The organism is Schaalia vaccimaxillae DSM 15804 (assembly GCF_000420425.1).
GTDB lineage: Bacteria > Actinomycetota > Actinomycetes > Actinomycetales > Actinomycetaceae > Pauljensenia > Pauljensenia vaccimaxillae.
Genome location: NZ_ATUX01000008.1, coordinates 1 through 11972 on the forward strand (window position 1 = coordinate 1; position 11972 = coordinate 11972).

Annotated in this window: 7 protein-coding genes and 1 rRNA gene; 1 reads left to right on the forward strand and 7 read right to left on the reverse strand. The window is 60.7% G+C overall.

Translation table 11 applies throughout. The annotated features are described in order from the left end of the window. Positions 1–216: ribosomal RNA gene (locus G439_RS0106915) — 16S ribosomal RNA — on the reverse strand; the annotation flags it as partial. A gap of 558 nt (positions 217–774) precedes the next feature. Here G439_RS0106915 and G439_RS0106925 point away from each other — a divergent pair. Next, positions 775–2184: an alanine/glycine:cation symporter family protein gene (locus G439_RS0106925; RefSeq protein WP_424133831.1), complete on the forward strand. Its 1410-nt coding sequence runs from the start codon at positions 775–777 to the stop codon at positions 2182–2184. A 173-nt stretch (positions 2185–2357) separates the two neighbouring features. Here the strand turns inward: G439_RS0106925 and G439_RS0106930 are convergent, their stop codons facing one another. From G439_RS0106930 to G439_RS0106955, 6 genes are all read right to left on the reverse strand, one after another. Continuing rightward, positions 2358–3962, reverse strand: a complete 1605-nt coding sequence (locus tag G439_RS0106930; protein WP_022868460.1) for an alcohol dehydrogenase catalytic domain-containing protein — start codon at positions 3960–3962, stop codon at positions 2358–2360. A gap of 193 nt (positions 3963–4155) precedes the next feature. After that, entirely contained in the window at positions 4156–5175 is a 1020-nt protein-coding gene (locus G439_RS0106935) for an SDR family NAD(P)-dependent oxidoreductase (protein WP_022868461.1), read from the reverse strand. Between the two features lie 86 nt (positions 5176–5261). Continuing rightward, a complete protein-coding gene (locus tag G439_RS0106940) occupies positions 5262–6563 on the reverse strand; it encodes a PHP domain-containing protein (RefSeq protein WP_022868462.1) in 1302 nt (433 codons plus the stop codon). A gap of 151 nt (positions 6564–6714) precedes the next feature. Beyond that, positions 6715–9168 carry an alpha-ketoacid dehydrogenase subunit alpha/beta gene (locus G439_RS0106945; RefSeq protein WP_022868463.1) on the reverse strand — a complete coding sequence of 818 codons (2454 nt, stop codon included), beginning with the start codon at positions 9166–9168 and terminating at the stop codon, positions 6715–6717. Between the two features lie 43 nt (positions 9169–9211). Further along, positions 9212–10579 (reverse strand): dihydrolipoyl dehydrogenase, encoded by a 1368-nt coding sequence (gene lpdA, locus G439_RS0106950; RefSeq protein WP_022868464.1) that lies wholly within the window; start codon positions 10577–10579, stop codon positions 9212–9214. Between the two features lie 26 nt (positions 10580–10605). Further along, positions 10606–11967, reverse strand: coding sequence for a dihydrolipoamide acetyltransferase family protein (locus G439_RS0106955; RefSeq protein ID WP_022868465.1), 1362 nt, complete (start codon positions 11965–11967; stop codon positions 10606–10608). Positions 11968–11972: the final 5 nt, after the last annotated feature.

Below are 11972 nucleotides of genomic sequence, written 5' to 3' on the forward strand. Positions count from 1 at the left end.
AAAAAACCTTTCCACCCACCCCCATGCGAAGGCAAGTGAATATCCAGTATTAGCAGCCGTTTCCGACCGTTATCCCAAAGAAGAGGGCAGGTTACTCACGTGTTACTCACCCGTTCGCCACTAATCCACGGTGCAAGCACCGCATCATCGTTCGACTTGCATGTGTTAAGCACGCCGCCAGCGTTCGTCCTGAGCCAGGATCAAACTCTCCAAACAAAAAAAATTCAGAAAACCCCAAACCAACCAAAAAAGCCAGCCCAGGAAAATCCCAACCAAAAAACAACTCAAAAACAAAAAACAGGCATAAAAACAAACAAACACACTATCGAGTTCACAAACAACACCAACACAACACAACAAACCCCAAAAGGTTCACCACGAAGGAAGACGCCCACGCCAAGTTCCCACGAATCTCCACTCAGAATCATCGCTGCCGTTCGGCGCAACGAGGAATACATTAACGACCCACCAACAAACCGTCAAATCACAGCCACTTAGCCACCTAGCACGCAAAATCGTTGAAATCTCACGGATTCCAACGCCCGAATCGATGCAAAACACCTGCTTAGCAGCATTTTCGTTAGGCAGATCACGCAACCGCCCACCCTCGTCACGCACCCATACAAGGCGGATCACCAGCGGCCTCCTTTTCCTTCAACATAAGAACCCTTTACACTTTTGCCTGTTTCATGACTTGCTTATGGCATTTCGTCGGGCGGTCTTGTGGACAACATTCCTCTTCATTGACACAGGTAAGGACTCCTCGTGAGCAAAGTGATCGCAGACGTATTAACCGTCATAAGCGACGCCCTCTACAGCTACATCCTCATAGCTCTTTTGATTCTGACGGGCATGTACTTCTTCATCCGCACCCGCGCGCTCCCGCTGCGTCAATTCCGCGAAGCGATCCGCGTCGTCATGGAACCTCCACTCATCCGTGGGGAACTTTCATCGTTCCGCGCCCTGATGGTGTCCACTGCCTCGCGTGTTGGTGTAGGCAACATTGCCGGCGTAGGTACAGCTATGGCACTCGGTGGCGCCGGTTCGGTGTTCTGGATGTGGGTCATTGCAACACTTGGAGGCGCCTCGGCCTTCATCGAATCGACTCTGGCTCAGATCTACAAGAAGCGCTCAGGCCACGATCACTCATACGGCGGACCCGCCTACTACATCCTGGTCGCGCTCAAGCAGAACTGGCTAGCGACCCTCTTCGCCATCGTCCTCATCGTCACCTACATGGGTGGGTTCAACCTGCTCGCGTCCTTTAACGTCACCGATGCATTCATGGCCTTCGACTGGACCCAAAGCTTCCCGTACACCAAATGGGTAATCGGCGGAGTCCTCGCCGTTGCCATGGCAGGTTCGATCTTCGGCGGCACCCGCAGGCTCACAGCCATCACCGGCGTCCTCGTGCCCATTATGGCTCTGATCTACTTGGCCGTGTCCGTCCTCGTTGTCATCATCAACTATCAGGCTATCCCGTCGATGTTCAACGCGATCTTTTCTGAAGCCTTCGATTTCCAAGCAATCTTTGGTGGTTTCTCGGGTTCGGCAATGATGTACGGCATCAAGAGGGGCCTGTACTCCAACGAGGCTGGCGTCGGTTCTGCGCCCAACGCCGCGGCCTCGGCCTCGGTCTCCCATCCTGTCAAGCAGGGTCTGGTGCAGATGCTGTCGGTCTTCATTGACACCATCATCATCTGTACCCTGACTGCCTTCGTCATTCTGTCCACCGGTGTGCCGCTGGGCGACGAGCTCAAGGGTGCTCCGCTAGTGCAGGCAGCCATGTCCACAAGTCTGGGAAGTTTTGCCGCGTACTTCGTTCCCTTTGCACTGCTGCTCTTTGGATTCACGACACTGGTCGGCAACTTCTACTATGCGGAGGTTAACTTCCGATTCTTGCTGCGCAAGTGGCAGACGCCGCGTTGGACGCTCGTGATTCTACGAATCGTGGCCTCTGTTCTCGTGCTGGCTGGTGCGCTCATGCGTTTCGAGATCGCGTGGAACCTGGGAGACATCCTCATGGGGCTGATGGCGCTCATCAACCTTCCAGTCATCGTCATTTTGGGCAATATCGCTATCAGATGCGCCAAGGATTACGAGGAGCAGCGCAGGCGCGGGGAGGATCCCGTTTTCAAGGCTGCGAATATTGACATCACCGACAAGCTGGATTACTGGCAGTGATCGCTATTCAGCACTAACAGCAAACGCGAGCCCGCCGAACGTTCAGACTCGAATCGTTCGGCGGGCTTTCGTTTATGCGTTTCCCTGAAGACTTGGGCGTCCCTCGGGAGACTTTTGGGCGTCCTTCGCGGGGTCGGGCCGAGGACGAGGCCTGGGCCCGACAGCGAGTGCACTTACTTGGCGGTGGCCAGCAGAGCTTCCTCAGCGGCCTTAGTCCACAGACCCTGGTCGTCCAGCTTGGCAGCAACCTCAGGCAGCTTGTCAGCAAGCTGCGACACCGGAGTCAGACCCAGGTCGTGCAGCATCGGGAACACCATGATCTTGCCACCCGAAGTACGGTCCATCACCGAGTTAATGGCATCGCCAAAGCCTGCCATGCCGGTGATCGCCCACAGAGAGATCGTCGTGTCGATAATGCCGTTCTCAATCTTCTTGAGGACCGTGCGCATATCCGACACGTCCGAACCCGAAGTTCCAAGCATGAAGATCTTGCGCTCGATAATGCCCTGCAGATCGAACTCACCGAAGGTGCCCGCGGGGATACCTGCGAAGGCGTTGAGAATGCCGCCCTCGTCAAGCATGTCGACGGCCTGGGAAACCAGGGCAGGAACGGGCACCAAGCAGGTGGCGTAGGTGTAGCCGAACTCCAGCGCAGTGTTCGAGGTGTTGATGATGTCCAGCGGCACACCGTTCTTTTCAGCGGTCGGGCCAACAACCTTCTTGAGGTTATCCAGACGCTCATCGGACAGGTCCGTGCCAACCACCGACAGGCCCTTCACACCCGCTGTGACAGCGCGCATCGTGTGCATGACACCCATGGGGCCGGCTGCACCAACAAAGACGCACTTGTCGTTTTCACGCAGGTCGCCGTTAGCAGGAATCCAGGCGTAGCCCTCAACGGGATCCGAACCTGTGGTGCCGCAGAAACGAGTGAAGTCGTAGTGGACGCGGCCAATGTCCAAGGACACCTTGCGCGCGAGCTTCTCGCCACCCAGCACGACACACATGGTGCCGCGAGTGCCCAGCAGTAGCGAAGCCTTCTCAATGGCATCCGCGTCGGCACCGAAGAAGACAATGTCATCGAATTCGCCCTTGACATCGCCAACGCCTTCGACGGTGGAGGTGACAACCTCGGCGGGCTTGTGGTCAGCGGTCAGACCATCGATTGAACCTTCGCCGACAACGAGCAGGCGTCCGCCGTCAGCAATGTGGTTGCGCTCTGCCCAAGCGTAGGAACCTTCAACGGTGGCCCACGGTTCAATTAGGCCAACCGCTGCGGCCGACGGGCCCTCAGACACGTGGATGAGGAACTCTTCGCCGTCGGGGGAAACGACGCAACGCTCGTCAACAACGACAAACTCTTCGAGGGCACCATCGAAGTTGTAGCCGAAAGCTCCGTTGGACTTGGCGGTGCGCAGGTGCTTCCAGTCAGCCTGGACGAGGACACGGTCACCAACCTTGAAGTGGGTAACCTTCTCGCCGACCTTGACAACGCGGGCAACGGGCTCGTGGCCGGGGGTTACGGCATCCTGATTCGGATGGTAGGAGGGGATTTCTTTGAGGGCATCGAGGTCGATTCCGGCAACGACGTCGGACTTACGGGGGTGCCCGTCGAACTGGTGCAGGAGCTTGGTGTCAGAGAAGCAAATACCGCAGGCCTCAACCTCAAGCATCATCTGCGTGGGGCCAACGGGGTCAACCGGCTTGGCCGTGTTGACCACGAACTCTTCCTTGCCGACGATCTGGATCGCGTACTGGGTGGCGGGGATCTGGGTCATTTGGATTCCTTCACAGGGGGTGAGTGTGGTGCTGAGTAGGTGACCGGGACCGGCGGCGCCGGATCGGCTTTGTCGAGGTGACGTGTCGTTGAGGTCATCTAGACGGGCCCGCGGGGCCTGGTCGGGCTTCGAGCCGATTCGCGCCGAATCGGTGAGCGGGCGGGCGGGTCCGCCTAGATGACCGTCAGGAGGGTCAGTTCATCATGACCTGGCCGCCGGTGACGGGCACCGCCTGGCCAGTTTCGTAAGCCTGCTCAACGATGTAGAAGATCGCGCGCAGCACGTCAATGCCTTGGGCGCCGCGGCGCATCGGCACCTTTGCTTCGTAGAAGCTCTTGACGTCTTCAACGGTCTTGGCGCCGGGGACCTTGCCGGAGTTCAGGTACTGGACGAACAGGCCTTTCTCCGGGTCTGACCACAGGGGTCCGTCGTAGAAGTTGCCGGGGCAGATCGCGTTGACCTTAACGTTGTGCTCAACCATTTCGAGGGCGAAGGACTGGACCAGCCCGATGCCGCCGAACTTTGAGCCCGCGTAGGCGGCGTTCTTGTTGGAACCAACCAGGCCGGACTTGGAGTTGATCTGGATGATGTCAGTCATCCAGGCCCCAGCGGTCTTGTTCTGCGCGGCGAGCAGGCCACCCAGGTGCTTGGTGACCAGGAAGAAAGCCACGTAGTTGATGTCGGTGGACAGTTTGAATGCTGCAACGTCCTGTTCGAGGACCGAGCCTGCGCGCACGATGCCCGCGTTCGACACCAGCAGATCAAAACCACCGGTGGTCTTTTCGATTTCGGCTGCCATTGCGGCAACCGACTCTTCATCGGCAACGTTGACGGTCACCGGGTGGGCGACCTCTTCACCAAGTTCCTTGGCTTTGGCGGCCGCGCCCTCGGCGTTGAGATCGGCAATGTAGACGAAGCAGCCCTGTTCCACCAGTCCCTTGGCGATTTCTGCGCCAAAGCCCTGGGCACCTCCGGTAACGACGGCAACTCGGCCAGAAATCTCGCGTTCTCCGCGCACAGGTGCGGTGACCTTGTAGGTTTCCTCCCCCACGGACACAACAGCAGGCAGGTCAAGGGCGGCCACCTCGGCCGCATCCACACCAGCCAGGTCTGCAGGCAGCGTCACGGTGGCGTCCTCGTCGGTGGGACGCACAATGACAGGCCGGTTGAGTGCGTTGAGGAAGAGTCCTCGTAGCAACGGTGCTTGAGTCATTTCTTTTCCTTCGATGTTTGATCCGGGACGAAGACCGTCCGGAAGTCTGGGATGTGGCTTTGGCGCGGTCAGGCGCGGTGGCCTGGTCAGGCGCAGGTTGCCCGCTCGGCAACGGCTGCCGGGTCTTCACCATCGGCGATGGCTCGGCCCAGCGGAGCGTATTCGGCGATGCGTTCGGCCAGACGCTCCGGCGTGAGGCGGCCTTCGCCCAGGATGTGCAGCGACGGATCGACGGTGGACAGTGCCTCGTGAGCAACCATTGCCCACGTTGCTTCGTTGAGGTCAGCAAACTCGGGGCGACGCAATTCGGGGCAGTTGAAGGACTGGCGAGGCTGGTTGATGTCCACACCAGAGATTTCCAGCATGCCGTGCTTAGTGGCCAGCTCGTGGATGCGTGCCAGCTGTTCAGGGGTATTACGCGGAGGCATGTAGGTCACAGCGCGCAAGCCCTTAGCTTCCATGGCTTCGAAGAGTTCGTCCAGGAAATCGTCCTCGAACTTCTCGGCCTTCTTGTCACCAGTGGGAGAAGCCGACACGTCGCCCAGGTAGGCGTAGGTGGCGATGGCACCAATGGAGTCGGCGAAGGCGACAACCTCTTCGGTGGTGGGGCACTCGTCGGTGGGCTGGATGTAAATCTGGTCCAAGTATTCAGACTTGAGCACGCCCAGAAGGTCGTACATGAGGTGCGGGTTGTCGGCGTCGCCCAAAACAGCTTCGAGCTTGGCAGGGATATTGACGCCCATCTGCTTGAGCCCCTCAACCAAGGAGGCTCCACGTCCAAATCCCTTAATGAGGGCGGTTGCCATAGCGGCCAGGAGGTGGCGTTCAGTGATGCCGCCGCCAGCTTCGAACTGGGAGATGGCAACCATATCGACTTGGGGATCGAAAGGCTCCAGTCCCAGGTTCTTGAGGATTTCGTTGGCAGCGTCAGCCATCTTCAGGGTGCGTTCCAAGCGTGCTTGACGCTTAGGGGCCAGCCACTGAGCGACCTTGTCGCGGCTGTGATGAGGCACGCCCTGGACCGTCATGTAAGCGATGCCCTTGGAATCAGGGTTGTTGAGCTTGCGGTCGTTGAGGGGGCCTTCGGGATCAAAGAAAGCGCGGATTTCAAAGCCGGTGACCGAGCCCATGCCCAAGGCCTTGGTGGCTTCGCTCATCTCATAAGCAGCAGAGATTGAGTCGTGGTCAACGGAGCCAACAACGCGCAGGCCATTGCGGCGCGCATTGAGAGCGGCCGAGGTCGGCGTGTAGGGGCTGAACGAGTAGCAGGTGTGAATGTGATTGTTCGATTCGGGGACCCAGTCGGGGAAGGTCTCGGAAGGGATTGCCGCGCGCAGAGCGTCGAGACGCTCGTCTTGGCTCAGGTTCACGTCGTTGGTGGCTTCCATGGGTTCCTCGTGTCGCTTTCTCAATCAGGTGATACTCAAAAAGTCAGTGGATTAAATCGTTATTGGGGGGCGAATAGTTCACGCAGTTCGCAGGTGATGCCCGATCGGGCAGGCCGGCCGATAAAGGTCAGCCCGCCCGATCAGTCAGTCATCACAGACCGAGACGGTTGAGGCGAGCGATCTCGCCCTCGGTGGCGTGCTTGGTCGTGGGAACGCGGCCGGGCAGCGGAACGATGCGCTCGTGGATCGCGTCGATGATCCAGTCGACCTGCGGGAAGAAGTACGACTCCAGCTCGGGGCCGGGGGTGATGCCGTTGCGCGAGCCAACAATCGCGATCGGCGCGTCGAGAGCGTCGAAGGCGAGGGTCTGCACGTTAGCAGCAACCGTGTTGAGGAAGTTGCCGCGCTCGACCGCGTCAGAGGTCAGCAGCAGGCGGCCCGTCTTCTTCACGGAGGCAATGAGCTTGTCGTAGTTCAGCGGAGCCACGAAGCGCAGGTCGATGACCTCAGCGCTCATGCCGTACTCCTCTTCGAGGACCTTTGCGGCTTCCATCGCACGGTACATCGTGGCGCCGTAGCCGGCGATCGTGATGTCGGTGCCTTCGCGACGGATGGCGGGCTCACCTTCAGGGGTCTCGTAGTAGCCCTCGGGAACGCCGCCCTCTTCGAACTCTTCGCCCTTGTCGTACAGGAGCTGGGATTCGAAGAAGACCACCGGGTCGGTGCCGCGCAGAGCAAGGTTGAGCATGCCCTTCGCGTCGGTTGGCGTGGTCGGGAAGTAGACCTTCAGTCCCGGGATGTGGGCGGTCAGAGCCGACCAGTCCTGGGAGTGCTGAGCGCCGTACTTGTTACCAACGGACACGCGCAGAACCAGCGGCATCTTGAGCAGGCCAGCGGACATGGACTGCCACTTGGCCATCTGGTTGAAGACCTCGTCACCGGCGCGGCCGAGGAAGTCGCAGTACATGAGCTCGACAACCGCGCGGCCACCGGCCATCGCGTAGCCAACGCCTGCGCCCACGATGGAGGCCTCAGCGATGGGCGAGTTGAAGAGGCGACGGTAGGGCAGGGCTTCGGTCAGGCCACGGTAGACGGCGAAGGCACCGCCCCAGTCGCGGTTTTCTTCGCCCCAGGCAGCCATGGTCGGGTCTTCCTTGAAGCGGTGCAGCATGGCTTCAAAGAGGCCATCACGGAACTGGTACATGCGCATCTTAGAGACGGGCTTGCCGTTCTCGTCGACAGCGGTGCGGACCTTCTTCTCCAGGGCCTTGACGCGGGGGTTGTCGTCGAGGTTGATCTCGGCTTCGCCCTCTTCCATCTTGTCCGTGGGGGTGTTGGAGAACATGACGGTGTCAATGTAGCCGTTGGCAACACGGGGGGTCTGCTCTTCGTCGATGGCCAGCGCCAGGACCTTGGTGAGCTTCTCGGTCAGCGACGCAGTGTAGTCGTCAATGTCAGACTGAGAGGTCAGGCCGTTGGAGATCAACAGCTCGGAGTATTCCTTGATGCAATCCTGCGCCTCCCACAACTCGACCTCGTCCTTGGTGCGGTACGAGGACGCGTCCGACGGCGAGTGGCCGGAGAAGCGGTAGGTGATGGTATCCATGAGGACGGGGCCACGGCCCTCTTCCAGGATCTGCTTCTTGCGAGCAACAGCGTCGGCCACGGCCAGCGGGTTGAGACCGTCAACGCGCTCGGCGTGCATGGCTTCGGGGTTGAGGGCTGCGCCCACGCGAGCCAGGACGTCGTAGCCCATGGTTTCGCCGTAGGTCTGGCCGCCCATGCCGTAGAAGTTGTTGAAGAAGTTGAACAGGATCGGCGGGTTGCCGCCGTCCTCGTCACGCCACAGGGTGCGGAACTGATCCATGGACGCGAAGTTCATGGCTTCCCACACGGGGCCACAGGCCAGGGCGGCGTCGCCGACGTTGGACACGACGATGCCGGGCTTGCGGTTGATCCTCTTGAAGAGGGCGGCGCCGTTAGCAACCGGGGCGGAGCCGCCCACGATTGCGTTGTTCGGGTAGGAGCCGAAGGGCAGGAAGAAGGTGTGCATCGAGCCGCCCAGGCCGCGGTTGAAGCCGGACTTGCGGGCGAAGATCTCGGCCAGGGCGCCGAAGAGGATGAAGTTCTCGGTCAGGTCCTTGGTGCCGTTGAAGTCGATCTTTTCGGCGTAGGACAGGGTTTCGCCCTCGAGGAAGTCCTTCATGATGGTTTCGAGGTCGCCCTCGGACATCTGACGCATTGCCGAGTAGCACTTGGCGAGGATTTCACCGTGGGAGCGGTGCGAACCGAAAACCTGGTCGTCCGGGGTCAGGACGGCAGCCTGGCCAACGTAAGCCGATTCCTGGCCAACACCGAGGTGGGCGGGACCGGCATGGTTGTAGGCAATGCCCTGCCATTCGCCGGTCTTCTTAATGGAGTCGAGCATGGATTCGAAGGTGCGCACGACGATCATGTCGTGAAGCATGTTGACCATGCCGTCCTTGCCGTAGCGGCCAAGTTCGGTGTCGAGGTTGAACTTGTACTGGTTGATCGGCACCTCGGGGAACTGGACGTATCCCGGCGCGCGAACCTTGCTGGGGTCGACGATCAGTGACTGAGTCATTTTTCTGAGTTCTTCTTTCTGAAGATCGAGTGTTTTACAGGGTTCAGAGCTTGACGGCCCAGGCGGCTTCGCGAATCACTTCGGAAACCGTTGGGTGCGGGAAGACGACCTGACGCAGGTCCTCAACTGTCAGTTCCATTTCGAGGACGGCCTGTGCGCCCCAAATCATTTCCGCGGCGTAGGCACCGAGCACGTGAATACCCAGGACCTGGTGAGTCTTGGGATCCACGAGGATCTTTGCTTCGCCGGGAGCTTTAAATCCGTTTTCCGCAATGAAGCGACCGGACATCTGCGCCGGAACCTTGGCAACGAGGACGTCACGGCCCTGCGCCTTGGCAGCAGACTCGGTCAGGCCAACACCTGCGGCCTCGGGCAGCGAGTAGACGGCCCACGGAACGGTGTTCCAGCGCATGACCTCGCCCTTCTTGGCGGCGTCGGGGTCGAGGATGTTTGCCGAGGCGATCTCTGCCATGCGGTATGCGGCGTGTGCCAGCAGGGAGCGACCGGTGACGTCACCGATAGCCCACACGTTAGGCAGGTTGGTGCGCATGCAATCGTCGACGACGATGCCGCGGTTGATTTCCAAGCCTGCTTCTTCTGCGCCCCAACCCTGGGTGGCCGAGCGCCGACCGACCGCCATAAGGACGACGTCCCCCTCGACGGACAGTTTCTCTTCTCCCTTGGAGTAGTGGACGGTGGCTCCGTCAAGGGACTCCACCTTGCAGCCCAGTTCGAAGGTGATGCCGGTGGTGGCCTTGCGCAGCTTGGCCGCCATGTCATCATCCATGAAGGGCAGGATTTCGGGGGTCATCTCAATGACGGTGACTTCCGAACCCAAGGTGGCGTACAGGGAGGCGAACTCAACGCCGATGACGCCGCCGCCGATAACAACCAGGCGCTTGGGCACCTCGTCCAGGGACAGGATGCCGGTGGAGTCAACAACCGCGGGGTTGTCTACGGAGCCGGGAATCGGGGGCATTGCGGGCACTGAGCCGGTCGCAATGATCACGTGGTCGGAGGTGTACTGGACGCCGTTTGCGGTGACCTTGCCGGGGCCGTCGAAATGGCCGCGGCCGTCAACAACGGTGACACCGGCCTTCTTTTCGGTGGCGGCAACACCGGCAACGAGGCCCTTGACGACCTGGTTCTTCCAGTCCTGGAGGCGACCCCAGTCCAGAGTGACGCCGGTGGCGTCGACACCGAATTGGCATGCTTCCTTGGCGTGCAGGTAGTTCTTTGCGCCAGCGAGCAGTGTCTTGGTGGGGATGCAGCCCACGTTCAGGCAGGTGCCGCCCAGGTACTGTTCTTCGATCAGTAGGACTTTCTTGCCTGCGTGTCCGAGGCGTTCGGCGGCCAGGTAGCCGCCGGGGCCTGCACCCAGGACGATGACGTCGTAGTGAGTCTCAGTCATAGTGTTCTCCTTCGGAAAAACTTGTGTCAGGCCAGGACCGTCATGCCGATGTTTTCGATGGCGGCGACGAGGTCGCGCAGGAAGCGTGCGCCGTCAGCTCCGTCGATGACCTGGTGGTCGATGGTCAGCGACAGAGTGAGGCGCTGTTGGACACCGACGGTTCCGTCTTCCTTGACGACGGCGTGGCCGGTGGTGGCACCGACGCCGAGGATGGCTGTCTGGGGCAGGTTGATGACGGGGGTGAAGGTTTCGATACCGAAAGCACCGATGTTGGACACGGTGAAGGTGCCGCCCGACAGGTACTCGGGGTTGATCTTGCCTTCGATGGCTTCGGAGGCCAGGCGCTTGGCTTCAGCCGAGAACTGCTTGAGGGACAGGGCCTGTGCGGAGCGGATCACGGGGACCAGCAGGCCGCGCGGGGTGTCCGCTGCGAAACCGAGGTGGACCTGCTCGAACTTGGTGAGGACACCGTCTTCGAGGTGGGCGTTGAACACCGGGTACTTGGGCAGGGTGCGCGACACTGCGAAGCAGACGAGGTCGTTGATGGACACGCGGTTCAGGCCCAGGGACTCGTCGGCGTTCTTGAGCTTCTTGCGTAGGGCCAGCAGGCCGGTGGCATCCGCGGTGGTGTTGAGGGTCAGCTGGGCGGTGGTGCTCAGCGACTCCATCATGCGCGACGCGACAACCTTGCGAACGCCCTTGAGCGGAGCAGATTCAGAAGCGCCGGGGAAGTCGGCAGCGGGGACAGCAACCGCGGCGGCTGCGGGAGCGGCCTCGGCGGTCCGCGGGTTGGCTAGGTCGGCGGTGGTAACGCGGCCGCCAATACCGGTGCCTTGCTCGGCAATGCCACCGGTGGCCTTGGCTGCGGAAGTCAGGACGGGGCCGGCCTCGATGGCGGCCTTGACGTCGCGCTCAATGACGCGGCCGCGGGGACCGGAGCCTTCGGTGATGGCGGAGGTGTCAACGCCCTTGGAGGCCGCGAGCGCACGGGCGCGCGGTGAGACAGCGCCGGAAGCCTTCTCGGTTGCGAAGGAGGGAGCCGCAGTTTCTTGGGCTTCTTGAACGTCGTGAGCGTCGACCTCGCCGGGAGCATCCTTGGGTTCGGCCGTGGGGACTTTATCGCCGGGGACGAGGCCGGAGATGTCTTCGCCGGGCTCGCCCAGGACCACGAGCGGATCCTTAACGGGGACTTCGTCGCCTTCTTCCCATAGGAGCTTGAGGACGGTGCCGGCGTCGGTGGACGGCACCTCCATGGTGGATTTGTCAGTTTCGATCGAGCAGAGGGTCTGGTCGACGGCGACGGTGTCGCCAACGGCGACCGCCCATTCGACGATCAGGCATGACTCGACAGAGTTGCCCAGCTGGGGCATCACCACGATGGTGGCCATTAGTT

Bases quoted from the DNA above. Each gene is read 5' to 3' on its own strand.
- G439_RS0106930 (WP_022868460.1), bottom strand. From the start codon at position 3,962: ATGACCCAGATCCCCGCCACCCAGTACGCGATCCAGATCGTCGGCAAG.
- G439_RS0106945 (WP_022868463.1), bottom strand. From the start codon at position 9,168: ATGACTCAGTCACTGATCGTCGACCCCAGCAAGGTTCGCGCGCCGGGA.
- G439_RS0106935 (WP_022868461.1), bottom strand. From the start codon at position 5,175: ATGACTCAAGCACCGTTGCTACGAGGACTCTTCCTCAACGCACTCAAC.
- lpdA (WP_022868464.1), bottom strand. From the start codon at position 10,579: ATGACTGAGACTCACTACGACGTCATCGTCCTGGGTGCAGGCCCCGGC.
- G439_RS0106940 (WP_022868462.1), bottom strand. From the start codon at position 6,563: ATGGAAGCCACCAACGACGTGAACCTGAGCCAAGACGAGCGTCTCGAC.
- G439_RS0106955 (WP_022868465.1), bottom strand. From the start codon at position 11,967: ATGGCCACCATCGTGGTGATGCCCCAGCTGGGCAACTCTGTCGAGTCA.